Genomic DNA, 26,369 nt, shown 5'->3' with positions numbered 1-26,369 from the left:
ATGATTGCTGCCCAGATAAATCAATTTAGCGTCTTTTTATTGATCTTAGGTTTTTGAAATAGATGTCAATGTTACTTATTTTTTTCTTTCTTTTGCTTGTGTTGTTCTTATATGCCCGCTCGGGCATTGCGCCAAAATCAGCATTAAAGCTACCCTCATGCAAAGGGCCTATGGTTATCGCACATGGCAATGATTGTGGCAATGGGCTTTTCCCGGGGAATACTCAGGAATTTCTGCAAAATATGGTGATGCAGGGGGTGGATGCTATTGAAATAGATGTTTGGCTTAGTGCTGACGGGCATTTGGTTTTACGCCATGATCCTGATCTGGAAGATTCAACCAATGGGAGTGGGTTCATAGAGGACTTTACCCTGGCTCAACTGCGTAACTTAAATGCAGCGTACCACTGGAGTCGTGATCAAGAATCTTATCCCTATCGACATAAACCTTTGAAAATAATTACCCTGGAAGAGACATTAAAGATAGTGGGTAAGACGCCACTAATATTGGATATAAAAAGTAAACAGTTACGGGCCGCACGACAGTTGAGCGCTTTGCTCGAGCATACTGGCAAGAACTGTCAGGTTATCGTCTCCTCATTTAATCACAAGGTTCTACTGGAATTTCGACGATTGAGCCCGGAGACGGCGACCGGTTCTACAAGCTGGGAGGCGACCCTTCTATTTTTTGCTCAGTTACTGCGTGCGGAAAGCCTGCTAGCCCCCCGTTATCAAACTATGCAATTGCCCATGCAATTTTGGGGGCTCAATGTGGTTTCCAGGGGCACTATGCGTGCGGCGCGTAAGCTTAACCTGCACGTCTCTGTGTGGACTGTAAATGGGCGTGCCGATCTACAGCGCTATATCGATATGGGAGTGAATGGTATTGTTACTGACCGCCCGGATATATTGATGAGTATGTTGCCCAGTCGGGAGCCGAAGGTAGAGCCAAAGCTACTTGAACGGGCTTCCTAAATTGAGCAACATCGCAAAAACAATATGCCAATAACAACAGAGAAATGTTTATGAAGCAGATTTCAGGTATTGGGGTGCTGTTAGCGTCTCTAATTAGCACCCCGGTATTGGCGGAAGACCGCTTTGCCAAAGTAGAAATTAGTAGTGAGCCGGTGGCAGGAAATGTTTATATGCTCCAGGGGGCTGGCGGCAATATTGCAGTACTGGTCGGAGAGGACGGCACCTTTATGGTGGATGACCAATATGCGCCACTCACTGCAAAAATACAGAAAGCGGTGGCGGGTTTGGCAGATCAGCCGCTGCGCTTTGTGATCAATACCCATTGGCATGGCGATCATACTGGCGGCAATGAAAACCTGGGTAAAAGCGGTGCCCTGATCGTTGCCCATGAGAATGTGCGTAAACGTGTGAGTACCGAACAGTTTATTGAGGCTTTTAAGCGTAAGGTTGAGCCCTCACCGCCGGCAGCACTGCCGGTAATCACCTTTACCGATGCCACTACTTTTCACTGGAATGGCGATGAGGTGAAGGTACAGCATGTCGGCCCAGCCCATACCGATGGTGACTCTATTGTGCATTTTGCCAAAGCCGATGTGATTCATATGGGCGACATCTATTTTAATGGCACTTATCCATTTATCGATCTTTCATCTGGTGGTTCGGTGGATGGCATGATTGAAGCGATGGACACCGCATTGGTGCTTTCTGACGAAAACACCAAAATCATTCCAGGACATGGCCCTCTGAGTAGTCCTGCGGAGTTAAAAGTGCAACGGGATATGTTGCAGACCCTGAGGGATCGTATCCAGAAGCTGGTCGATAATGGCCAAAGCCGTGACCAAGTCATTGCTGCCAAACCCACCAAAGATTTTGACGAACAGTATGGACAGGGTTTTATGACACCAGATATATGGACCGGTATTGTGTATGACTCCCTGGCTGCAAAATCCAAGAAGTCCTAATCCTATATTGTTGATGATTATTAAAAGTTGCTGAAATAAAAAGGCCCGGATATTTCTATCTGGGCCTTTTTGTTTAGGGGCTTTCTTGAGCCAGGCTATTAAAGCATCTGTAGTTATCAGGATGCTTGGGGTTCAGCACCATTTAACTCCTTTGGAGTTTCTACTGCTATCTCTGTTTTCTCCTCTCGCACTCGGAACCAAGCTGCATACAGGGCTGGTAGGAAGATCAAGGTCAAGCCAGTAGCAACGATCAGTCCCCCCATAATGGCAACAGCCATTGGGCCGAAGAAGTCACTGCGCGACAGTGGAATCATCGCCAAAACCGCAGTCAGAGCGGTTAAAACGATCGGCCGGAAACGCCGCACAGTGGACTCAATGATTGCCTCCCAGGTACTCAAGCCCTGGCTGATATCCTGCTGTATTTGATCCACCAGAATGACGGAGTTGCGCATAATCATACCGGCCAGGGCGATGGTGCCGAGCATGGCGACAAAACCGAAGGGTTTGCCGAACAGCAGCAGGAACAAGGTAACCCCGATCAGTCCCAAAGGCGCGGTGAGGAAGACCATGGTGGACAGGGACATGCTGCGCAGCTGCAGCATCAGTAGGGTGAATACCACCAAGATAAATAGCGGCATACCGGCATTCACTGATTTTTGTCCACGCTCGGATTCCTCTACACTGCCACCAACTTCCAGCAGGTAGCCCGGTGGCAGTTGCTCTCGAATGTTCTGCAGGCGCGGCCAGACTTCATTCACCACGGTTGCGGGCAGTTCTTCACCATAAATATCGGCACGTACTGTGACGGTGGGCAGGCGATCGCGGTGCCAGATAATCCCTTCCTCGAAGCCGTACTCCAGTGTGGCAATTTGGTTCAGGGGGACACTGCGGCTGCTGTCGGTTTGCACCGCCAGGTTACCCAGTTGGCTGAGGGCGTAGCGTTCCTGCTCGTCGCCGCGCACACGCACGTCAATCAGCTCATTGTCTTCGCGGTATTGGCTAACGGTAATACCGGTAAGTGAGCTTTGCAGGGCGCGGGAGAGCGAGGCGCTGTTCACGCCCATAGCGCGGGCGCGGTCCTGATCGATATTCAGGTTGACGGTTTTACTGGGTTCCTCCCAATCCAGGTGGACGTTGGTGACCTTGGCATTTTCCCGCACGCGCTCGGCAACCTGACGGGCCAGGCTGCGCACTTCACCAATATGCTCACCAGAGACGCGGAACTGCACTGGATAGCCAACCGGTGGGCCATTTTCCAGGCGGGATACCCGGCTGCGCAGAGTGGGGAACTCCTCCTCCATGGTTTCGATCAGCCAGCTGCGTACCTGCTCGCGCTCCTCTACGTTACGTGTCATCACTACAAACTGGGCAAAGCTGGCCGCGGGTAACTGCTGGTCCAATGGCAGATAGAAACGCGGCGAACCGGTGCCCACATACACCACATAGTTTTCCACCAGGTCGTTTTTATCCAGCAGAGATTCCAGTCGCTTGGCCTGGTACTCGGTGGACTTCAGCGAAGCGCCTTCGGCCAGCTTGAGATCGACTAACAGCTCCAAACGCCCGGAAGAGGGGAAGAACTGCTGGGGCACCAGGCGGAAAAGTGCCAGGGAACCAATAAAGATCGCCAGGGTTGCCACTATGACAGTTTTGCGGTGGCGCAGGCACCAGGTAATCAGGCGGCGGAAGCGCTGGTAAAAGGGCTTCTGGTAGGGGTCTTGAACCTCGCCACTGTGATTGTGGCGAGCCAGATTGGGCAAAAGGTAATGCCCCAGGTAGGGCACGAATATGACTGCGGCAATCCAGGAGACAACCAGGGAAAGTGTGACCACCTGGAAGATAGAGCGAGTGTATTCCCCGGTGCCGGACTCCGCCGTGGCGATGGGTAGGAAACCGGCGGCGGTGATTAAGGTACCGGTGAGCATGGGGAAGGCGGTACTGGTCCAGGCGAAGCCGGCGGCTTTCAGGCGACTGAGCCCCTGCTCCATTTTAATAGCCATCATTTCCACGGCGATAATGGCATCGTCCACCATCAGGCCAAGGGCGAGTACCAGGGCGCCCAGAGAAATCTTGTGCAGGCCGATATTGAAGTAATTCATCAGTGCGAAAGTCATGGCCAGCACCAATGGTATCGATAGCGCCACGATCAAGCCGGGGCGGCTGCCGAGAGAGAAAAAACTCACCAGCAGGACAATGCCCAGCGCCTCCGCCAATACTTGTAGGAATTCCCCCACACCGCGTTTCACCGCCGCGGGTTGGTCGGACACCTTGCGTAACTGCATACCGATCGGCAGATCTTCCTGCAACTCGGCAAAGGTGGCGTCCAGCTGTTTGCCCAGCTTGAGGATATCACCGCCTTCTTTCATGGAAACGGCCAGGCCGATGGCGTCCTCGCCCATAAAGCGCATGCGAGGTTGTGCAGGATCGCTGAAACCGCGGTGTACTTCGGCAATATCACCCAGCCTCTGGGTGCGTCCGCCGGCAGTGATGGGGAAGCGGCGAATTTCATCGACCGAGTGAAATTGACCGCTCACGCGAATTCGCACGCGGTCGCTCACCGTATCTACAAAGCCCGCATCGGCAACCTGATTTTGCGACTGCAGTGCGCTTTGCACTGCACTGAGGGGAATCCCCAGAGAGGCGAGCTTGGTATTGGAAATTTCCACCCAGATTTTTTCATCTTGCAGCCCCAGTAATTCCACCTTGCCCACATTCTTGACCCGCTGCAGTGCCAACTGCAGGCGCTCGGCATAGTCTTTCATTAGGGCGTAATCGAAACCGCTGCCGGTTAGCGCATAAATATTGCCGAAAGTAGTGCCGAATTCGTCATTAAAAAACGGGCCCTGGATATCCGGTGGTAGGGTGTGGCGGATATCCCTGACCTTTTTGCGTACCTGATACCAGAGATCGGGGATGTAGCGCGAGTGCATATCGTCGCGGGCGACAAACAACACCTGGGATTGGCCGGGACGGGAGAAAGAGGAGATACGCTGGTAGTCACCAGTCTCCAGCAGTTTTTTCTCCACCCGCTCGGTAATTTGACGGGACACCTCCTCGGCACTGGCGCCGGGCCAAAGGGTATTGATCACCATTACCTTGAAAGTGAAGGGAGGGTCTTCGCTTTGCCCAAGTTGTGTGTAGGAGGCAGCGCCCAGCAATCCCAGCACGATCATGGCGTAGAGTACCAGCGGGCGGTTTTTCAGCGCCCATTCGGAAAGGTTAAAGCCCATGGTTATTTCTCTGTATGGAAGCATGGATTGATCGAACTAACAGTGCTTCGGCAATTTCATCGGAGCGCGTTTTAGCGTTCAGTCCATTTGTTATTTTGGGGTGGTGCTTAGTTAGTCCTGCTGGGCAAGCGCGCGGTCCGGATCGATCGGGCGATTCATACGGTCCACGGGGCGAATCTGTTGTCCCTCCAATAACAAGTGCGTACCAGCGGCAACGATCCAATCCTCGGCGCGCAGGCCGGAGAAAATCGGTACAAATTCCTGGCCATAGGCACCTATGGTGACTTCGGTTTTATGCAGGGTTTGCTGTTCGCGGTTCAGTACCCAGACAAAGGCTTTGCCGTTATCGGCGCTCACTGCCGACATGGGTACTTGTAAAACATCGGTGGCCACTGCTTTGGGCACGAATACTCGGGCGCTCTGACCTATTTCAATGCCGGTGGTCTTATTGGTAAAAGCCACGCGTGCTTCAAAGGTGCGGGATACCGGATCTGCGGCGGGGGAGAGTTCTCTCACCTGGGCGGGGAAGGATTTACCGGGCTGCGACCAGAGTTCTACAGTCAAGGGTTGGCCGACACGGAAATGGCTAATTGCCTGCTCCGGTAAATCGATGCGCACTTCGCGTTCGCCGTCGGCGGCAAGTTCGAAAATCCCCTGACCAGCGGCGACAACCTGCCCAGCCTCGGCCATGCGGCGGGCAATAACGCCGCTCTCTGGGGCTTTCAGTTCCGCATAGGCGGCCTGATTACGCGCTACGTCTAATTGCGCCTTGGCTTGTTGCAGGCGCGCATCGCTGGCTTCGAAACGGGTCTCCACCGCATCGAACTGTGATTGGCTGACCAACTGGCGCTCCAATAGTTTACGGTGGCGCCCCAGCTCGCTGCTGGCCAGGCGCTGGTCTGCCACGGCGGAGGTGAGGCGTGCGCGTGCGGAATCCAGTTGTAGGAGCAGGTCTTCGGTATCCAGTTCGGCCAGCGGTTGGCCCTGCTCAACACGGTCGCCTACATTAACCAGGCGCCGCTGTAATTTGCCACTGATGCGAAAGGCCAAAGCGGGTTCGAAGCGGGCTCGCACCTCGCCGGGATAAAAATCCTGTTGGGCACTGGCCACTTGTGGCTGGACCATCACCGCTGGGCGGGGTTTTTCTAATTGTTCGGTGGACTCTGATGGCGCGCAGGCGGACAACAGCAGGCTGAACGACAAGGCAGCGAAGAGTAGCGATCGGTACATAGGGGCTCCCTTCCTCGGCGGCGAGGCGACAAGGTAAGTCCGGAAGTGGACGAGTCATGGCCGGGCGGCCGGTAATGTTATACTAGCGAGTATAGTAAATTTATTAAACTGGCGAGTCCAGTATATGGAGTGCTATGTCTGAACAGACTCAGACGGCCGCCCAGCGCGGGCGTCCCAAGGATCTGGCCAAACGCCAGGCTATTCTCGATGCAGCCAAAGAGCTGTTTCTGACCAAAGGCTTTGCCGCTACCAGTGTGGATGCGGTGGCCTCTGCTGCGGGCGTATCGAAACTGACGGTATACAGCCATTTCTCCGATAAAGAGACGCTGTTCAGTGCTGCGATTACCTCCCGCTGCGAGATGATGATGCCCCTGCCCATTTTCGATCTGAAAGAGGGGGATTCGGTGGCAGAGGTACTGGAGCGTATTGGTCAGGCTTTTCTAAGCATGGTGGATAGCGAGGATAGTATCCGCCTGTTACGGCTTTTATGTGCTCTGGCGGCGCAGGAATCAAAACTTGCTCAGTTGTTTTTCGATGCGGGCCCCCAGCGCATCCTTCGAGATATTGAGCAGTTGCTGCGCCGCGCCACCGAGATGGGCAAGTTGCAGGTGGCAGACCCGGCCGAGGCCGCTGAGGACTTTATGGGCATACTGCTGGGTTGCCGGCACATGCGGGTATTGATCGGTTGTTGTGAGGTACAGGCCGAGGATGAACGGCGCGAGCGGGTGCGCAAGGCAGTGGCGCTTTTTATGCGGGGTTACCGCTGACAGGCTACTGGTTGGGGTTTTCCGGCATCGCTGGGCAACGGTTGATATCGCCGCTTATTTCCAGCCAGCCCGGCTTGTTTTGGTAGTAGACGTAACGCTCTGGTCGGATAAACACCGGGTCGTCGAAGGCGCCCCCAGCTAGGCCGCGAAACTCTGGGAGAAATTCCAGTGTCCAGCTGAGGGCGCTGCCGCATTGCCCACAAAATTGGCACTCTATCCAACGGCCTGCATCGGACATTAACCGGTGACTTTTCAGCTTGCCTCGCATGAACTCTACATTGTTTTTTTCGAAATACACCGATATGCCTATTAAGCTACCGGTGCGTTTCCGACACCAGCTACAGGAACAGAGGCTCACTCGGCGCGGCTGGCCAGTGGCGCGAAATCGTACAACACTACAGGCACAGCCACCTTCGTGAAATTCCTCCACCCCTAAACTCTCACCGTTCAGGTTTTAATGCGGTAACCGGTGCGGAAAATCCACCAGACTGTTACCAAACATAGAAAAAGGAAGAGTAATGTCATTCCCACGCTGAGGCCCAGGTTTACATCGGCCACACCGTAGAATGCCCAGCGGAAACCACTGATCAGATAAACCACCGGGTTAAACAGAGTCACTTTTTGCCAGAACTCCGGCAGCATACTGATGGAATAAAAAGCCCCACCGAGAAAGGTTAAGGGGGTAATAATCATTAGCGGAATAATTTGCAGTTTTTGGAAGTCATCGGCCCAGATGCCGATAATAAAGCCGAATAAGCTAAAACTAACGGCGGTTAGCACCAGAAATGTGACCATCCAGAATGGATGAAGGATTTCATAGTCCACAAAAAATCGCGCGGTGAGAAGGATTAGTAGCCCGAGCAGAATTGACTTGCTGGCCGCAGCGCCGACATAGCCGGCGACAATTTCAAAGGGGGATACCGGTGCCGATAGCACTTCATAAATAGTGCCTGAAAATTTCGGGAAAAAGATGCCGAAGGCGGCGTTGGCAATACTTTCTCCCAAAAGCGCCAACATCAACAAGCCTGGGATAATAAAGGCCCCGTAGCTCACACCTTCGATGTCTCCCATACGCGAGCCGATAGCGGCACCAAAAACAATAAAGTACAGGGATGTGGAGAGTACCGGAGAAGCGACACTTTGTATCAATGTGCGCCAAGTCCGTGACATTTCAAATTTGTAAATTGCCGCAATACCATACCAGTTCATTATTGTGCCTCCCCACTGAGTTGCTCCTCGCCTTGGTGCTGTGCAGAGTGCACCAGATTGACAAATATTTCTTCGAGAGAACTCTCCCTGGTATATAAATCGCGAAATTCAATATTTGCAGAGGTGAGGCGGCGAAGGAATTCCGTAATACCGGTATTTTCACTCTTGATATCGAAGCGATAGATGAGTTCACTACCATCTCCATTGAGGCGCAGTGGCAGGTCGGAGAGGCTGTCAGGAATAGTTTCCAGAGGCGTGGGTAATTGTAGGCTGAGCTCTTTTTCCCCCATTTTTTGCATCAAAGTTTTTTTATCTTCAACCAATACTAATTCACCGCGATTAATAACACCGACCCGGTCGGCCATCTCCTCCGCCTCTTCAATATAGTGCGTGGTGAGAATAACGGTTACGCCGGAGTCGCGCAGGCCGCGCACCATCCCCCACATATCTTGGCGCAGTTCCACATCGACCCCGGCGGTGGGTTCGTCCAGGAAGAGCACGCTGGGCTCATGGGATAAGGCTTTTGCAATCATCAGGCGTCGTTTCATACCGCCGGACAAGGTGACAATTTTGTTGTCTCTTTTTTCCCATAGGGAAAGCTGTCGAAGGATTTTCTCCAGGTAAGCGGGGTTGGGCGGCTTGCCAAACAAGCCGCGGCTAAATTGAATTGCGCCAAGCACGCTCTCAAAGGAATCTGTGGCAATTTCCTGGGGGACCAAGCCAATTTCGCGCCGTGCGTGGCGGTAATCACGCTGGATATCGTAGCCATTGACTGTAACGTTGCCCTGACCAGGATTGACGATGCCACAGATTATACTGATCAGAGTCGTTTTACCGGCACCATTGGGGCCGAGCAGTGCGAAGATCTCACCCCGTTGAATATCTAAGTCAATACCTTTTAGGGCGTTAAACCCACCACTATATGTCTTGTCGAGACCTCTAACAGAAATTATCGGTTTCACTTTCTCTCCTAAGCGTGGCCTTGCAGGCGGCTCGGCCAAAATATTTTTAGTGTGTATAGATCCTACTGCAAAAACATTTTTGCGGAGGGCTTCGGTTTTAACCAATGCAGGAGCAGTGCCAGAGAGGCTAAAAGTAGCAGCGTAGTGCTGGCTGCGGAAAAACCACTGGCGAGGCCAAAACGTTCTATCCAGGGCTGGCTGATAAATGGTGAGATAAATTGTCCGATAAAAACACTGGCGGCGAGAGCCCCAGATATTCGCCCACGAATGTTGGGAGTGGCAGATTCCAGCCCGGTGGCGAAAATATGGGGGATCAATGTCCCCATACCGCAGCCGTAAATCGCGGTGGCCATTATTATTGCATTAAATGAATCTGCCTCGGCGATCAGCCCCATACCACAGGCCATAACAGTAAAACCTAACACAAAAACGCCACTTTTTCCCAAGTAGTTACGTGCCAGAGGGTAGAAAACCAGTGAAGCCAGGGCACCCATTAAATTGCTGGCAGCAATGGCAATGCCCGCGAGGCTGGGGGTGTCTGCTCCAATCTCTTTTAGCAGGAATGGGAGCTGTGTGGGAATCAGGAAAAAGATAAGACTGTTTAGTAAGGCTGCACCCAGCAACAAGGCGAATGCTGGCCAATCGGGATTTCCATTCGTGACATTGTTGGGGAGTGGTTCAATACTATTGCGTTTAGGTTCTGGCAGAAAACGCAACACGGCAGGGATTAGTAGTAGTGCCACTGCGTAAATAGCAAAGGGCGCGCGCCAATGTAAATCTGCCAAGAGTCCACCGGTCAAAAGGAAGACAACTCCGCCGAGGCTGATAAAGGCGCCCTGCTGACTCATATAGGTTTGCCTTTGAATGGGGCTGAAATAGTCACCTACCAGGGCGGTGACTGAAGTCATTGTGCCCGCCACTGCAATTCCCAGAAGGATGCGACTGGCCAAAAGTCCCACCAAGCTTTCCTGTAACAGTGCAGAGATGCCGGCCAGGGCGTAAACAGTTACCGCCAGTAACAGCAATTTCCTGCGACCATAACGGTCGGATATAAACCCGGCGATAGGTGCAAATAGAGCGATCATTAATGCCGGTAGGCTCAAAATCAGGCGACTGAGCAGGGCAATATCTTCATGCTGGGCAAAATGTGCCTCCAGCGCCGGTAAGGATGGCGCTATGGTGGCACCAGACATAATTGTGAGCGCCGCTAGGCACAGTAATGTGAATCGCATCGGCACCGGTATAGCTGATTCCGCCACTTCGCGGGTTGGTGCTGCGCTGTTAAGTATCACCGGCGCCCTCCGCTATCGGTTTCTCTATTCTTTACGCTCATGGAGGTGATTGATTGGCATAGCCCCTCTTGCACCGCCAGGCTGATACTTTGACTTTGTGCTGCCACTAAAAGGGAAGTGGCAGTTGTAGCCGGTACTTCTGTGACTGGGTAGGTTTGTTTGCTGTTCCGGTTCATCATGATTCTGTCTGGGCTTGCAATGGAATGCTGCGCAGTGTAAAACCTCAAGTAATATTGAGGTCAATAGTTATCGGAGACATCTGATGTCTGATACCAGTGAAAAGAAAGAGTCGGTTTGTGGAAACAAGAAATGCCGTCGTGAGATGACCGTAGGTGAGGTTGCAGAGCGTAGTGATGTGGCGGTGAGTGCGCTGCATTTTTATGAAAGTAAAGGGCTGATCAGCAGCTGGCGCACCAGCGGCAATCAGCGGCGTTACTCGCGGGACGTATTGCGACGTGTGGCCATTATCAAGGTGGCACAGAGCACTGGTATTCCCCTCGCCGAAATTCGTGAGGCCCTGTCTAATCTTCCTGATGGGCGTACACCCACCGCGAAGGATTGGGCCAAGCTTTCCGCCGGCTGGCGTGAGGAATTGGACCAACGCATTCGCCAGCTTACCCAGCTGCGCGACCGTTTGGAAGGCTGTATCGGCTGCGGCTGTCTTTCCATGGTGAGCTGCCCGCTCCGCAATCCAGGGGACCAAGCTGCAGAGTTGGGGGCTGGGGCGCGCTATCTGGATATTGGCAAGTAGCGGAGTATTTTTACGGGGTGAACTATTCGGCCCCTGAGATATTTGATTGAAACTACTGGAAAATTTTCCGATAAAAATCCAGAGTGCCCAGCCATGCGTCCTGCGCGGCTTCCTGGTTATAGGCCAGCGGCAGGCCAAATTTCTGCCCGCGCTCAGTTGCAACAGGATTGGTGAAGCCGTGCAATACGCCGGGGTAGCTCACCAGGGTAAATTTGGCCTCGGCCTCCTGCATCTCCGCCACAAAAGCGCCGACCTGTTGCGGTGGGATCATGCTATCGGCACCACCGGTGTAAACCAATAATTCCGCTTGGACTCCCCCTTTTTTGGTACGAACCTCGCTGGCCAGGGCTCCGTGGTAGCTGACCACGCCACGAAGTTCCACACCGAGGCGTGCCATGGTCAAGGCTACGCCACCACCAAAGCAATAGCCCTGAGCAGCGACTTGAGTTTCCTCGACAACTTTATGCTGTTGAAGCAGGGTGAGGGCGGTGCGGAAACATGCCTCGAGGGATACAGGATTCTCAAGTGCCTCATCGCGATAGTGCTGGGCTTCAGCGGGATCATCAGTTTGCTTACCACTACCAAACATATCCACCGCAAAAGCACAGTAACCCTGTCCGGCGAGCCTTTCCGCCTGCTCGCGTACAAAGGCATTGTGACCCCACCATTCGTGAACCAGCATAACGCCGGGACGTTTTTTTTGAGTTGTGTCGTCCCAGGCGAGATAGCCGCTATAGGACTTGCCATCTACCGCATATTCGATCACTTCGGTTTTCATCGTTGCATGTCTCTCTGGAGAATGATGGATACTGTTATTTCAATAATTTGGGGGGGCCTTTTAGTTCCACTAAATTTTGCTCGGGATCATAAATATAAATTGATGGGCCCATGCCTTCGGCACCGTAGCGCTGTTGTGGCGCGGAGGGTTCAATATTCTTCCCCTTCAAATAAGCAATGATTTTATCGGCTTCGAAAGGGTCTATACGCAAACAGAAATGATGTAAATTACGCCCCTCTATGCCTGGGGCTGTACCACCCTCGCGACCGATGCCTTGATCAACTGGAACCAGATCGATCAATGAGTGCCCTGCGCGCAACTGATAGAGACCCAATTCCTTATTCTCTCGCTCCATGGTGCAGCCGAGGGCTCCTTCATAAAAATCGCGCATTGCAGCCAGGGATTTAACCCTCAGCACTACATGGTCAATATGTTGAATTTTGAACACTGGAATTCCTTATAATTGTGGCGGGCGCTAATCTGGCGAATAAAAAATAATACAAATAACCGCCACCACTGCTAAAAGCCAATAATGGCTGTGGTTAAAACCTTTGATCCAAATATCTGCGCCAGTGTATTAACGGCTCTAAGTGTAGGGGGTGTGAGGCTTTATGGGCCAGGTGGGGCGTGTATTGCGACTAGTGCTATGCCTTTGCGCGGAGTGCTGTTGAGAAAAACGCAATCCGCGCATTTGGATATGAATTTATCGAACAATATTGGTCTTAAGCGCTATAAGCCTTATCAAATTTCTCCCGCAGGTCTTTTGCCGATCTGACAATCTCTGTTTCCAGCACCGCCGCAACTGCCTGGTTCTGTGCATTTTGCTGCAGCTTCGTGCGCAGCAGCTGGGAAATCTCTGGCTTGCAGGAACCACAGCGGGTCCCGCAACCCAAGGCGTCACCCAGCGCATCAATGGAATTGACCCCCTGGTTGATTGCTTTTTCAATCTGTGGACGTGAAACCTGCATACAGGTGCATACTATGCGCTCACCTGGTGGAATTGCCTGGAGAAACTGGGCAGGGTTTTCAAGTAATTCCAGTTGTAGGTAGCGTTCCAGGCTGCGTCGATCAGGAAGTGTCTGCCAATCATTACTGGAAAAAATAAGCAGCTCTATTTGTTCGCTATAAGCGAGCCAACGCTGGCTATTTAAGGTCTCTATTTGCTGCCAGCGTATATCTGGATTTTTTTGTAGTAATTGGGCACCCAGTTGGCGACCATCCAAAGGGGCGCTGAGCGCCAACTCAAAGCGATATCCATTTTGACAGGGCACTCGATACCAGTGCAGTAGATTTTCTTCCATATGGGTCTGTAGCCAGCGCCAAAGGTTTTGTGCCAGTGGTTCCGGGCAAATAAGGGTGATAAAGCTCTTACAGGCGAGGGCTTTCAGCTGAACCGGTACCTGTTTGAATTCGGGCTGACCAGAAATTGGGTCTACCTCTGCCCCGGCAAGAGCGCTGACCTTAGACTCTTGGGCCAAGGTCTGGCTCCAATGAATAGGAGCGAATAGCTCACCGGGTTTTTGGCCACTGTTTAATACCGCACGTCCGCACATTTTACCCTGGGCACTGTGTAACTCTACCAACACGCCCTCGTCTATACCGTATTTACGCGCGTCTCTGGGGTTTATCTGAATTTCGGCAATCTCACTGTGATCCAGCAATTTCCGCGCGCGGCCAGTACGGGTCATGGTGTGCCATTGGTCACGTATGCGGCCGCTGTTTAGCCATAGGGGATAACTAGGGCTTATTTGTTGCTGGGGCGTACGCGGCTTGACAGCAATAAAATTGGCTCGACCAGTTTCAGTGAAAAATTTTCCATTGCCAAATAATCGTGCACTACCCTGGGGATTTTCCCGATTTACCGGCCACTGTACTGGTTCAAGCGTATCGTATTCATTTTGCGCGATATTACTAAAGAGTGAGATATCAAAGGCGCGACTGCCGTTATTTTCGAAACCGGACAATTGTGCATGTTCTCGAAAGATATCTGCGGGATGGGTAAAGTTAAACTGCTCGCGGAACCCTAGGCGGCTGGCCAAATCACAGATAGCCTGCCAGTCGTGACGCGCCTCTCCAGTGGGATCGATAAAAGTGCGCTGCCGGGAAATACGCCGCTCTGCATTGGTAACTGTGCCATTTTTTTCTCCCCAGCCGGTGGCCGGCAGTAGTACATCGGCACAGCGGGCGGTATCGGTATCGGCGATGCAATCGGAAACAATCACCAGTGGACATTTACGTAGTGCCTCAGTCACCCTCTCTGCTTCAGGCATACTCACCGCGGGATTAGTGGCCATAATCCAGATTGCCTTGATCTGGCCGGTCTCCACTGCATGGAACATATCCACCGCTTTTAGTCCGGGGGCCAGTGCCATATTGGGAGCATCCCAGAAGCGCCGCACCCGATCGATATCACTCTCTTTAAACTCCATATGGGCGGCGAGCATATTGGCCAGGCCGCCTACTTCACGCCCCCCCATCGCGTTGGGTTGGCCGGTAATAGAGAAAGGGCCAGCTCCAATCTGGCCAATGCGACCTGTTGCCAGGTGGCAGTTAATGATTGTGTTGTTTTTGTCTGTGCCGCTACTGGATTGATTAACCCCTTGGGAGTAAAAACTAAGTGTTTTTTCCGTTTCGGCAAACAAACGGAAGAAAGCTAATAACTTTTCTGCAGGTACACCACAACTCAGTGCAGTTTGCTGTAGGGACCAGTGCTGGGCCGCTTCCAGAGCCAGCTCAAAGCCTTGGGTATGATGCTGAATATAGTGGTGATTGAGGCGGTTGTGCTGGGCGAGGAAATTAAGCAGACCATTAAACAGTGCTGCGTCGCTGCCGGGATTTATCGCCAAGTGCAGATCGGCCATCTCGCTGGTAGCGCTAGCCCGCGGATCAACGACTACTATTTTGGCCTTGCCTGCCTGCATACGCTGGAACAGTATCGGGTGGGTCCAAGCGGCGTTAGAGCCTATTAAAACAATAAGGTCTGCCTCTTCCAGATCCTCATAACAACAGGGCACGGCATCTGCACCCAAGGCGCGCTTGTATCCTGCTACGGCTGAGGACATGCAAAGGCGTGAATTGGTATCAATATTGGCGCTGCCAATAAACCCCTTCATTAATTTATTAGCAACATAATAGTCTTCAGTAAGGAGTTGTCCGGAAAGGTAAAAAGCTACTGAATTCGGGCCGTGCTCGTGAATATTGCGGGCGAATTCATCGGCCACATAAGACATAGCGGTATCCCAGTCACAGGCTTCGCCATGCAAATGTGGGCGTAAGAGTCTCCCATGCTCACCGAGTGTCTCCCCAAGGGCTGAGCCCTTAACACACAAACGGCCAAAATTAGAGGGGTGCTGTTTATCACCTGTGACGGAAATTACAGAAGTACTTTGCCGCTTTTCCTTGTTAATAGTTACTCCACAGCCCACCCCACAATAGGGGCAGGTAGTGCAGGAACGCTGGGTGCTTAGGTATTCCTTTACTGCCATTATTATTCTTGCTTATTTATCACAACCGATATAAACGGTATTTCCATTAAATGCTAAAGGGTAAGTGGCAAGCTGGATATTACCATCCTCCATACAAACGCCATCTTCAAGGCGAAAGTGATGTTTATAAAGTGGTGAGGCAATAGTTAATTCACCATCCAGTTCTGCGATTATTCCCCGTGAAATAATGCCAGCTTGTGCGATCGGGTCCCAGTTGTCAACGGCGTAAAGTTGTCGCTCTTGCCCCGGTAAAAAAAATAGGGCGATACCTTTCCTCTCAGGTTTTGCTAGATAGTCCGTTTTTTCTGAGGAGGTATCGCCCCAAAGGGCACACACCCCGGAGTTGCTGACTAAATCTGATCTTTGGCAGATCGGCAGCCAATGGGGGTGGGTTATGGCATTGGATGTATGTGAGCTTTGTCTGGCGCTGGCTTGGTGCATAACAATTTCCTTGCAGGATTAAGAGAAAAATCAGCAATTGAAATTAAATTTTCATAAATTAAATGTATAGGATTGTCTCTATGCAGATTCAGCAGTTTCTATTATTTCTTCAATAGTTGCGGGGCGGGGCTGGCCGCGTTCCTTGACGAAAATAATATTGTCATCGCTCTCATTGCTGTTAACAAACTGACGAAATCGTTTAAGTTTTTCCGGATCGTTGATTGCGGACTTCCATTCACACTGATAACTATCGACAACGCGTTCCATCTGGATTTCCAGCTCGGTACAGATTCCCAATTTGTCATCGATAATGACTTCACGTAGATAGTCGAGTCCGCCATCAAGGCTTTCCAGCCATACCGAGGTGCGCTGCAATTTATCGGCAGTACGCACATAGAACATCAGGAAACGATCGATATAGCGAATCAGGGTTTCATCATCCAGGTCGGTAGCGAATAGATCGGCGTGGCGCGGGCGCATGCCGCCATTGCCGGCAACAAATAAGTTCCAGCCTTTTTCTGTGGCGATAACGCCCACATCCTTGCTCTGCGCTTCGGCGCACTCGCGTGTACAGCCCGATACAGCCATCTTTATTTTGTGTGGGGAGCGAAGCCCCTTGTAACGGTTTTCTACACGCAGGGCCATGGAAACACTGTCCTGCACACCAAAGCGGCACCAAGTACTACCTACACAGGACTTTACCGTGCGCAGAGATTTGCCATAGGCATGGCCGGTTTCAAATCCCGCATCAATGAGTTCCCGCCAAATTTCCGGCAGTTGTTCCAGGCGTGCGCCAAACAAATCGATACGCTGGCCACCGGTAATTTTGGTGTAGAGGTTATAGCGTTTGGCAACATCGCCAATCACGATGAGTTTTTCTGGGGTGATTTCTCCACCGGGAATACGCGGTACTACAGAGTAGCTACCATTTTTCTGCATATTCGCCATAAAGGTGTCATTGGTATCCTGCAGACCAACGTGGGCTTGCTCCAGGATATGTTCATTCCATAGGGAGGCGAAAATAGAGGCGGCGGTGGGTTTACACACTTCACAGCCCTTGCCGCTACCATGCTTTTGAAGGAGATCATCGAAGGTTTTAATTTCCTCCACCTGAATAATGTGGAACAACTCTTGGCGACTATAGGGGAAGTGTGTACAGAGATGATTGTTGACCTCCATTCCTAGAGCGGCTAATTCACTATCGACGATATCCTTCAGCAATGCGGCACAACCACCACAACCCGTGGAGGCCTTGGTGGCATCCTTCACTTCAGCCAAGGTATGACAGCCGCCATGTACAACATCCAGAATTTGCCCTTTACTCACGTTATAACAGGAGCACACGGTAGCATTAGTGGGGAGAGCGGAAGCACCAAGGAGTGATTCTGCTCCGTCAGTTGAGGGAAGAATCAGTTGTTCCGGGTGCTCTGGCAGGTCGATATCATTGAGATGATATTGCAGAAGAGTATCGTAATCCCCAGTATCACCAACCAGTACAGCGCCGAGCAGTTTCTGGCCTGTAGCATCGGTTATCATACGCTTGTACACGCCGCTCTGCTCATCGACAAAAGTAATTGCTGCAGCGCCTTCGCTGCGGCCGTGAGCATCGCCAATAGAGCCAACCTGCACACCGAGAAGTTTTAATTTAGTGCTCATATCGGCACCATTAAAAAACGTCTCCATACCGGTGAGCTGTGCGACGGTGGTGCGAGCCATACTGTAGCCTGGAGCCACCAGGCCAAAAATTTGCCCCTCATAGAGAGCGCACTCACCGATGGCAAAAATGTTGGGGTCTGATGTACGACAGCGGTTGTCGATGACAATACCTCCTCGCTCACCGACTTGCAGCCCTGAGGATTTTGCCAGCTCATCTTGAGGGCGAATTCCTGCAGAGAACACGATCATATCGGTAATCAGTTCGTCCCCCCCTTTAAATTGCATACGCAACTGGCCGTCAGCGTCTGTAATAAGTTCGGTAGCTCGGCTGGTATGTACAGTAACGCCAAGGGTCTCGATTTTTTTTTGCAGTAAATTGGAGCCGCCCTCATCAAGCTGAGTGGACATCAGTCCTGGAGCAAATTCCACCACATGGGCGTCAAGCCCCAGGGTTTTCAAGGCGTTTGCCGCTTCCAAACCGAGCAGGCCACCACCGACAACGACGCCACTTTGCGCGTTAGACGCAGCTGTGCGAATCGCATTCAAATCTTCGATGGTGCGGTAGACAAAGCAGCGCTCGTGTTGATGCCCTGGGATGGGGGGCACAAAAGGATAGGAGCCAGTAGCGAGGACCAATTGATCATATCTATGTAAGCTTCCAGTCTGGGTGGTAACAGTTTGCTTTTCGCGATCGATGGAAGCTATCGGATTGTTGAGCTCTAGCTCAAAACCCCATTGTCGATATTGCTCAATATGACCCATAGCCAAATCTTCCGCACTGCACCCAGCGAAGTATTCGGATAGATGTACTCGATCATAAGCAGGTCTGTTTTCCGCACAAAAGACTGTGACGATAAAACCGGTGCTTTCATTTTTTTCTGCCAGCTGCTCAAGAAAGTGGTGCCCGACCATGCCGTTACCAATCACAACCAGCTTTTGCTTATTTGTCTTTTCAGTCATTGATATTCCTGCCATCTAGAAGCGATTCTCTTGGCAGGAGGGGCGAATGATATGACAAGGGCGCCTCCTCTTCTGCCGAAGAGTACAGGCGCCGTTGCCTCGAATTGGGGGATAATTTTGTTGGTCATTAAATACATTCAATCTTCATGCCAGTATTTATCCCAGGGATGGCGCCTATCCGCTCCTATTGTCCACAATTTTTGCGGTATGTTGGTGCAGAAAACCTTTTTTCTGCTCTGAATTGGTGCTTAGTTAAATTTTGTGGAATATTAAACGGGAAATGTCATCTTAAGTTACTGAGAGGCAAATGAGGGATTAACCAAGAGGGGGCTTTAGAAAACATACAGAAGGTGGGAAAGCAGTAGGATCAGCGCTATGAGCTGCCAGAATAAAATTGGATTTTTTTCCAGTAGAGGATGGTTCTGGGCAGGTTTGAAGGTTGGATTGGGATGCTGCAGGTCCTGGATAAATTCGGATAGGCTATCGTATCTTTGTTTAGGGTTGGGGGCACAGGCTTTTTGCAAGGCACTATCTATCCAGTGGGGGATATCCTTGCGGTGCACATATGCATTTGTATAACGCAATTGTTGATAACTTTTGAGGTGATAGTGCAGATTGCCGAGGCGCTCAGGGTAGGGATATTTTCCTGTGAGTAATTCATAGGCAATTACTCCGAGAGAAAAAATATCCGAACGATGGCTGGCGCTATCGCCATAAAAGAATTCAGGAGCCGCATAATTCTTACTGCCTGGAGTATCAATTTCTGTGAAATGTAATTGCTCTCTAAGGCCTGGCCCATCGACCCCTCCGAGGTCAATGATCACTAGGCGACCATTGTTGCGGATCATAATATTCTCCGGCTTCAGATCGCCGTGCACAATCTCTAATCGCTGCAGGCTGCGCAGGGCACTTACCAGCTGAGAAAGTAATTCCCTTACCTGGGATACTTCTGGCTGAGGGTTAAGTTGCATCCACTGTCGCAGCGTCTGCCCCTCAATATATTCGAGAACATGATATAGGCAAGCGCGTTCGGCTCTTGGAGCGTATAGCTTGATAACCCCTGGATGATTTATTCGCCTGCCGGTCCATTCTTCGGCGATAAAACGCTCGATATAGTTTGGATCATCGCAGTAATTTACCGATGGAGTTTTCAACGCGCGAAGCTCTCCAGTCACATGATCTTGGGCCAGATATAGGTGGCTACGTTTGCTGGCATATAGCTCCTGCAAAATAAGAAAGCCATCGAGTTTTTGTCCCGGGCTCAGATCGGGAGCGAAGGGAAGCGTTCGGCTGTGCATTGCCAATTCGTCGCATTGAGGAAAGTCCAGATTATTAACCCTGGCAACGACTGCACTCAGGTTATCTTTGGAACCTGATTTTAGGGCCGCATCAATGAGTTGTTGTGGTGTAGTTTTGTCAAACTCAGAAAGTCTTTTCTGGATAGAAGTCTCTGGCAAAAAATCGTGAATGCCATCGCTACTCAGTAAATAAATATCACCGGTTTGCAGTGCTTCACAGCGGTAGTCCACTTCAATATGGACATCCATTCCCAGGGCTCTACTGAGAAAAGTGTGCCCAGGAGACAGCTGGTGGCTGTGATCACGCGTGAGGCACTCAAGCTTGCCAGCACGCAGGCGGTAGATACGTGTATCGCCGATATGCACCATGTGGGCGCTGGTACCTTTAAAAATCAGGGCTGAGAAAGTGGTCAGCCAACCCCGCTGGATTTCCACACTGCCTCCACTTTGCCGGTATAGCCAGCTGTTGAGGGAGTGGAGTACTCGTGCAACAGCATGGCGAGTAGACCAGGTTTCCGGGGTGCTGTAATAGTCCGAGAAAAAACCGTTGATGGCTGCACGAGCAGCTTCGCCGCCGGCCTCGGCGCTGGCGACGCCATCCGCTACTGCGGCGAGTGCGCCATAGCGCTTTAACTCTAGCCTCTCGGGTAGCCGTACGGCACAAGCATCATCATTGTGTTGGCGATGACCGGAACAGGTAGCACTGAAAATTTGCAGAGCATGCAACTCTTTACTCTGCAAATTTTTAGAAGCTCCAAGGGCGTTTTGTATCCCTACCGGAGTTTTTGTGTGCTGTTCTTTATCAGGCGACATCGATCATCGACACGCTGCCATCTGGGTGTACCTCAGCCATTTGACCCTCGGGTTCCTCCAATAATAACAGTGCTGTAAAGCCCAGAAGAGCGGTGATGCCGATAACCATAAAAAATGTTTGGTAGGAAACCAGGCTTAACACGGTGAGATAAAAAACTGCTCCGACATTGCCGTAGGCCCCAGTCATACCTGCGATCTGCCCGGTAAGACGGCGCTTGATTAGAGGGACTACAGCAAATACAGCCCCTTCACCGGCTTGCACAAAGAAAGAGCAGGCCATGGCAGCGGCTACCGCCAAGTAGAGTGGCCATTCGGCATCAATCAGGCTCATGGTGAAGTAACCCAGTGCCAGGCCTGCAGTTAGTATCAGCAAGGTGGGTTTGCGTCCCCAGCGATCACTGATTAAGCCGCCTGCTGGACGAGACATCAAGTTCATGAAGGCATAAGCTGAGGCAAGTAATCCCGCTTTTACAGGGTCTAGGGTAAAAGTCTCAGAGAAAAACAGTGGCAACATGGATACTACTGCGAGTTCTGAACCAAATGTAGCAAAGTAAAGAAGGTTGAGTACCGCTACCTGCTTAAATTTGTAACGATGTACGGGAGCCGGTGGATTAGTGAAAATCTCCCGGTTGATGCTATATGTCTTGCGTGCATCCAGTAGGTAAAGTAAGCCGAGCCCACAATAAATCAAGGTGGCAGCGAGGCTGGAAATCAAGTTTACACCGCTTGAAAGTTTCCAGGTCAACAACGCCAGTGCGGCATACATTGGTACCTTCATAATCAGTAACAGTACAAAGTCTCCTGAACTAGTGACCTCCATAGCCCCTATTTTTTTGGGTTTGAAATAAGTGGAGCCCTTGGGGGTATCGGTAACGGAGAAGTAGTAAATCACACTATATACCAGTGCAATAACTCCGGTGATTCCAATCGCATAGCGCCAGCCATTGTCGCCACCAAAAAATAGAGCGATGGTCGGTAAGCTCATAGCGGCAGCGGCAGAGCCAAAATTACCCCAACCGCCGTAAATTCCCTCAGCAGTGCCCAGTTGACGGGCGGGGAACCACTCGGAAACCATGCGGATACCAACGACAAAACCAGCGCCAATAAAACCGAGCAGAAAGCGACCTATTGCCGCCTGCATAAAGTTATCCGCTAAGGCAAAAATAAAGCAGGGTACACTGCCGATAGCAAGCAGCAGGGAGTAGGTAAGCCTGGGGCCGTATTTATCGGTGAGCATCCCGATTACTACTCGTGCTGGAATGGTTAGAGCTACATTTAAGATCAGTAGCGTTTTTACCTGATCAGGAGTCAATGACAGGCTTTTCGATATTGCCATCAATAATGGGGCATGGTTAAACCAGGCAAAAAACGTAATAAAGAAGGCCACCCAGGTTAGGTGAAGAATCTTTATCCTTCCTCGAAATGAAAAAAGATTGAGGGATTCACTAGACATGCGCATTTCCTTTATTTGCATACTTCACAGGCATAAAAAAAGCCCACCACCGCGCCCCTTTGGTCGCAGTCAATGGACTCCATTGCCCGATATTTTTGTTGAAAGAGCGATTGACTGTGCGAATGCGCCTAGCGGCAAGCCATTGCACCATCGATATATTCTCATTCAATTAATGTGCCATTATTTCTTGGAATTGAGGAAATCCACAGTTTGATGGTATAGCTCTGGCCTGAAGTTTTGACTGTTTATCGTTGCTATCTCACTAAACCCCCTGCACATCTCTATTAACTGCCGGGCTTTTGTCTCACAGGGACGACCGTTGTCATTATCGATATGGGCAAACAGGTGCCAGCCTGGGTTGGCTATGATATTGGTGTTGCGGCGGTAGAGAATCTGATCATTCAGGGAGCGCTGCAACAGTGACTCTGGTAAATTCAGATAGTGTTTCTGTGATAATAGTCCGGCGGCTTCGCAGTGATTTTCTCTTGCTATTAACCAGGAGCAGGCTTTCAGTAATGCTGCACGCAAAGCCAGGTGGCTGACCGGGTTGGCCTTATGCCAGCTTTGGGTCACAGCTAATACTTTTTCCGGCATTGCCGGCAATAGTGTATTGCAGGCCGTAACAACCACTCCAGTACCCTTTTGGGCTGCAAGGCTATTCCATGGTTCGCCAACACAGTAACCATCAATAATGCCGCTGAGAAGGCTTTCCAGCATTTGTTCGGGGGGTAATATAATAAGCTGTATATCCCGATCCGGATTCACACCTGCGGCCTGTAACCAATGGCGCAACTGTAGTGTGTGACTGGAGAATGGGTAAACCGTAGCCAGTCTTATAGGTGAGATGCCAGTGTTTTTCTGCAGGTACTGTTTTAGTGCTACACCAATATCAGTTTTCGTTTCTTCTGTTGTGTAGTGCTGCAGGCGTTGATAGAGATCCTCTGATAGGGTAATGGCGTTGCCATTACAACTGAGAATCAAACCACTGATAAGTCGCTCTTTGCAGTCAGGTAGAGTTTCTGGGAGCGTTAATGGCATAGGGGCCAGCATGGCTGCTGCATCGGCCCTACGCCCGATCAATTTATCGCGCAGAGTTGCCCAGGAAGTCTCCCGCTTTAACTCCACCTCAAGGCCAAATTGACTAAAGTAACCTTTCTCCTTGGCAATGATTAGGGGGGCGCTGTCGGTGAGTCTGAGATACAGCAGCTTGATAGATTTCTTTTCCGGGTACAGTAAGGAAGACATTAGGGATTCAATGCTCGCTCTGAAAATATTGAATAAGCTGTTCGGCTATCGCGTGCATGGTGGCATTACTACTCATGGCAAGTTTACGCAAAATCTTATGCGCATCCTCCTCGTTGAGTTTTTTCTTGGCCATTAGTAATCCTTTGGCTCTTTCAATGGTTTTTCTATCACTGAGTTGCTGTTGGGTTTTCTCAAGTGATTGTCGCAGCAGCTGAAAGCTCTTGAATTGAGCCATGGCAATTTCTATTGCCGGGGCAACTCTTTCGGTAGTGATCCCCTCGGCCATATATGCGCTGACTCCAGACTCAACTGCGCGACTGATAAAGTCCGCACTGTTGTGGCTGGAGAACATAGCTACTGGTGTCGGTGCCTCACGATTAACGATGGCAAGGCTCTCTAGGATGTCTCTATCAGGGGATTCAATGTCGATCAACACCACATCGGGGCGATATTTCTCTACTTGGAATAGAAGCCCTTCGGCACTGCTGATTTGCGCAACAATAGTGTATCCGGCAGATTTTAAACACTCACAGACAAGGTGAGCGCGTTCTTGATTATCATCAACCAACATAATGGCAGGGCTAATATTCGTCACGACTTGAAGTGGCACTCGTTTGTGGCTAGATAGACGGCTTGCCAAAGTACAATCAAAACTTGTGCCAAAATCGTGAGAGAGGGGCAAATAAAATAAATTCTTCTAATTCCATGAAGTAAAGTATGAGATATCCGCTGTTTCTTATTACGCCATTTTGGAACTATTGATCTTTTAGTACAAGAGGAGTTTTTGAGAGGAAATCTGGCCTGGTCACTTTGAAATGAAGATGCTAAAGAAGTTTTTTGAAACCATTTCCAGGTGGGTATATGAAAAGAATTTACATCATTATCAATTTCTGCTGGGTGAAAGATCCTATTGCCAGGTTTTTTTTGTGATGATTAGCCTAATGAGAAAGAACTTTTAGGAAATTAACAAACCCAATTTTTTGGCCAGTGTGAAACCAAAGAGTATTTGTATTATTTAAGTTGGTCCGATTCCTTTGTTGCTTCTCACGGGTGAAAGAAAGTTCCTTTTCACAGTTTATTATTTTTTTGTCGCTGTGACCTTATGATGTGCTTGAATTAATGTTGCAGCTGTAACTTATTAATAGCCTTATAAATTTCACCAATTGTGGCTATTAGATAGCTTCTCTTTCAATCCCAGTTTGCTGAGTTTACACTCGGCCTGACTATAAAATGGGCAAACTAGTCCTTTTTGAGGTGGATGTAGTTGTAAATTCATAATATTAAATATGAGGGGCACGGCGGTGATAATAGCCATACCTAGAGAGACCGTAGAGGGGGAGGCGCGTGTTGCGGCAACTCCGGAGAGCGTAAAGCGATTAATTGACTTGGGTTTTTCTGTTGTTGTACAAGCCGGGGCTGGTGAAAAGGCTAGCTTTGCCGATGATTTATATCGACAAGCTGGTGCTGAGATCCGTGGGGATATAGTGGCTTGCCTAAAGGGGGCGGAAGTTGTTCTTAAAGTGCAACCGCCAACGGATGAAGAGTTGGCTTTAATCCCTAAGGGGGCAACATTGATTGCCTTCTTAAAGCCAGCACAAAACGCCGAGCTCCTACAAAAGCTTGCCGATAATGATATTAACGCACTTGCCGTAGAGTCCATCCCCAGGATTTCCCGGGCCCAGAAAATGGATGCGCTCAGCTCCATGGCTAATATTGCCGGCTATCGTGCCGTCATCGAAGCCGCACATAATTTTGGTCGTTTTTTTACCGGGCAAATCACCGCGGCGGGGAAAATCCCTCCAGCCAAAGTTCTCGTTATTGGTGCCGGTGTTGCCGGACTCTCGGCAATAGGTACCGCTAAAGGTATGGGAGCCATCGTTCGGGCATTTGATACCCGAGCCGAGGTGCGCGAACAAGTAGAATCCATGGGGGCCGAGTTTCTCACAGTAGAGGTGGAAGAGGAGGGCTCGGGTTCTGGCGGATATGCCAAGGAGATGTCGAAGGAATTTATTGAAGCGGAAATGGCGTTGTTTCGCGAACAGGCCAAGGATGTGGATATTGTTATTACGACGGCATTGATACCCGGTAAACCAGCACCAAAACTATGGCTTGCCGATATGGTTGACAGCATGGCGCCTGGCTCTGTGGTGGTGGATCTGGCGGCAGAAATGGGGGGGAACTGTGATTACACTGTCCCTCATCAGAAAACTGTACATAGCGATGTGACAATCATTGGCTACACCAATTTACCCAGCCGTGCAGCGGCACAGTCTTCCCGGTTGTACTCCACCAATCTCGCCCATTTACTCAGTGAACTCACTCCGGAAAAAGATGGTGAAATAAACCTTAATTTTGAGGATGAGGTTATTCGTGGGGCAACTGTGGTTAAGTCAGGGGAGATCACCTGGCCGCCTCCCGCTCCCAAGATCTCTGCGCAGCCCCAGAAGCCAACAAAAGCCGCAGAGGAAACCAAGGTTTCTTTTGAAGAAAAAGTTGAAAAGCGCAAATCTCCCCTATCCATTTTTGTTTTCTGGGCAATCGCTGGAATATTACTTCTTTGGCTTGGCCGGGTAGCTCCATCAGACTTCGTTTCACACTTTACCGTTTTTGTGCTGGCCATTTTTGTCGGTTGGCAGGTAATTTGGAATGTCACCCATGCCCTGCATACCCCATTGATGAGTGTTACTAATGCGATTTCTGGGATTGTTGTGGTGGGGGCATTGTTACAATTGGGAGCTACTGGTTCTGGGCTTGTAACCTTGCTGGCCTTTGTTGGTGTACTTGTAGCTAGTATCAATATATTCGGTGGTTTTTTTGTTACCTACCGGATGTTGAAGATGTTTCGTCGTTAAGAAGGGAGATAAGT

Annotated in this window: 20 protein-coding genes; 5 read left to right on the top strand and 15 right to left on the bottom strand. The window is 50.5% G+C overall.

From position 1 onward, the window contains the following. Positions 1-170 precede the first annotated feature (170 nt). Together MJO52_RS17375 and MJO52_RS17370 are read left to right on the top strand one after the other, a co-directional pair. Complete coding sequence (locus MJO52_RS17375; protein WP_252083219.1) at positions 171-974, top strand: glycerophosphodiester phosphodiesterase; 804 nt, start codon at positions 171-173, stop codon at positions 972-974. A gap of 50 nt (positions 975-1,024) precedes the next feature. After that, entirely contained in the window at positions 1,025-1,936 is a 912-nt protein-coding gene (locus tag MJO52_RS17370) for an MBL fold metallo-hydrolase (RefSeq protein WP_252083218.1), read from the top strand. Between the two features lie 116 nt (positions 1,937-2,052). On the opposite strand, the gene MJO52_RS17365 is transcribed toward MJO52_RS17370, so the two are convergent. After that, on the bottom strand, positions 2,053-5,163 hold the full coding sequence (locus tag MJO52_RS17365; RefSeq protein WP_252083217.1) for an efflux RND transporter permease subunit: 3,111 nt from the start codon (positions 5,161-5,163) through the stop codon (positions 2,053-2,055). Between the two features lie 111 nt (positions 5,164-5,274). Continuing rightward, positions 5,275-6,393, bottom strand: coding sequence for an efflux RND transporter periplasmic adaptor subunit (locus MJO52_RS17360; protein WP_252083216.1), 1,119 nt, complete (start codon positions 6,391-6,393; stop codon positions 5,275-5,277). A gap of 134 nt (positions 6,394-6,527) precedes the next feature. Here MJO52_RS17360 and MJO52_RS17355 point away from each other — a divergent pair, with 134 nt between their 5' ends. Next, the gene (locus MJO52_RS17355) at positions 6,528-7,160 is read left to right on the top strand and encodes a TetR/AcrR family transcriptional regulator (protein ID WP_252083215.1); all 633 of its coding nucleotides are present in this window, start codon (positions 6,528-6,530) and stop codon (positions 7,158-7,160) included. A 4-nt stretch (positions 7,161-7,164) separates the two neighbouring features. Here the strand turns inward: MJO52_RS17355 and MJO52_RS17350 are convergent, their stop codons facing one another. The 4 genes from MJO52_RS17350 to MJO52_RS17335 all read right to left on the bottom strand — a co-directional run bounded on the left by MJO52_RS17350 (position 7,165) and on the right by MJO52_RS17335 (position 10,623). Then, a complete protein-coding gene (locus tag MJO52_RS17350) occupies positions 7,165-7,590 on the bottom strand; it encodes a GFA family protein (RefSeq protein WP_252083214.1) in 426 nt (141 codons plus the stop codon). Positions 7,591-7,607: 17 nt separating this feature from the next. Continuing rightward, entirely contained in the window at positions 7,608-8,369 is a 762-nt protein-coding gene (locus MJO52_RS17345) for an ABC transporter permease (protein WP_252083213.1), read from the bottom strand. Then, a complete protein-coding gene (locus MJO52_RS17340; protein ID WP_252083212.1) occupies positions 8,369-9,331 on the bottom strand; it encodes an ABC transporter ATP-binding protein in 963 nt (320 codons plus the stop codon). Before MJO52_RS17340 ends, MJO52_RS17345 begins: the two co-directional genes overlap by 1 nt. Positions 9,332-9,393: 62 nt before the next feature. Then, positions 9,394-10,623: an MFS transporter gene (locus tag MJO52_RS17335; RefSeq protein WP_252083211.1), complete on the bottom strand. Its 1,230-nt coding sequence runs from the start codon at positions 10,621-10,623 to the stop codon at positions 9,394-9,396. A 262-nt stretch (positions 10,624-10,885) separates the two neighbouring features. On the opposite strand from MJO52_RS17335, the gene soxR reads away from it, so the two are divergent. Then, complete coding sequence (gene soxR / locus MJO52_RS17330) at positions 10,886-11,374, top strand: redox-sensitive transcriptional activator SoxR (RefSeq protein WP_286036981.1); 489 nt, start codon at positions 10,886-10,888, stop codon at positions 11,372-11,374. Positions 11,375-11,426: 52 nt separating this feature from the next. Here the strand turns inward: soxR and MJO52_RS17325 are convergent, their stop codons facing one another. The 9 genes from MJO52_RS17325 to MJO52_RS17285 form a co-directional block, all read right to left on the bottom strand. Then, on the bottom strand, positions 11,427-12,152 hold the full coding sequence (locus MJO52_RS17325) for a dienelactone hydrolase family protein (protein WP_252083210.1): 726 nt from the start codon (positions 12,150-12,152) through the stop codon (positions 11,427-11,429). Between the two features lie 34 nt (positions 12,153-12,186). Next, entirely contained in the window at positions 12,187-12,600 is a 414-nt protein-coding gene (locus MJO52_RS17320; protein ID WP_252083209.1) for a VOC family protein, read from the bottom strand. A 274-nt stretch (positions 12,601-12,874) separates the two neighbouring features. Then, a complete protein-coding gene (locus MJO52_RS17315; RefSeq protein ID WP_252083208.1) occupies positions 12,875-15,637 on the bottom strand; it encodes a nitrate reductase in 2,763 nt (920 codons plus the stop codon). Between the two features lie 12 nt (positions 15,638-15,649). Then, a complete protein-coding gene (gene nirD, locus MJO52_RS17310) occupies positions 15,650-16,078 on the bottom strand; it encodes a nitrite reductase small subunit NirD (RefSeq protein WP_252083207.1) in 429 nt (142 codons plus the stop codon). 78 nt (positions 16,079-16,156) lie between these two features. Further along, positions 16,157-18,694, bottom strand: coding sequence for a nitrite reductase large subunit NirB (nirB, locus tag MJO52_RS17305; RefSeq protein WP_252083206.1), 2,538 nt, complete (start codon positions 18,692-18,694; stop codon positions 16,157-16,159). A gap of 332 nt (positions 18,695-19,026) precedes the next feature. Further along, positions 19,027-20,805 (bottom strand): bifunctional protein-serine/threonine kinase/phosphatase, encoded by a 1,779-nt coding sequence (locus MJO52_RS17300; RefSeq protein WP_252083205.1) that lies wholly within the window; start codon positions 20,803-20,805, stop codon positions 19,027-19,029. Next, positions 20,795-22,258: a NarK family nitrate/nitrite MFS transporter gene (locus MJO52_RS17295; protein ID WP_252083204.1), complete on the bottom strand. Its 1,464-nt coding sequence runs from the start codon at positions 22,256-22,258 to the stop codon at positions 20,795-20,797. Before MJO52_RS17295 ends, MJO52_RS17300 begins: the two co-directional genes overlap by 11 nt. Before the next feature lie 180 nt (positions 22,259-22,438). Next, on the bottom strand, positions 22,439-23,503 hold the full coding sequence (locus MJO52_RS17290) for a CmpA/NrtA family ABC transporter substrate-binding protein (protein WP_252083203.1): 1,065 nt from the start codon (positions 23,501-23,503) through the stop codon (positions 22,439-22,441). Between the two features lie 7 nt (positions 23,504-23,510). Beyond that, positions 23,511-24,098: an ANTAR domain-containing response regulator gene (locus MJO52_RS17285; protein WP_252083202.1), complete on the bottom strand. Its 588-nt coding sequence runs from the start codon at positions 24,096-24,098 to the stop codon at positions 23,511-23,513. 706 nt (positions 24,099-24,804) lie between these two features. Between MJO52_RS17285 and MJO52_RS17280 the strand changes: the two genes are divergently transcribed. Beyond that, positions 24,805-26,355: a Re/Si-specific NAD(P)(+) transhydrogenase subunit alpha gene (locus MJO52_RS17280; protein ID WP_435583623.1), complete on the top strand. Its 1,551-nt coding sequence runs from the start codon at positions 24,805-24,807 to the stop codon at positions 26,353-26,355. Positions 26,356-26,369 lie beyond the last annotated feature (14 nt).

Origin of the sequence: Microbulbifer variabilis (assembly GCF_023716485.1) — a bacterium.
GTDB lineage: Bacteria > Pseudomonadota > Gammaproteobacteria > Pseudomonadales > Cellvibrionaceae > Microbulbifer > Microbulbifer variabilis_B.
The sequence above is the reverse complement of the archived record's forward strand: the minus strand, read 5'-3'. Positions and strand labels throughout refer to the sequence as shown.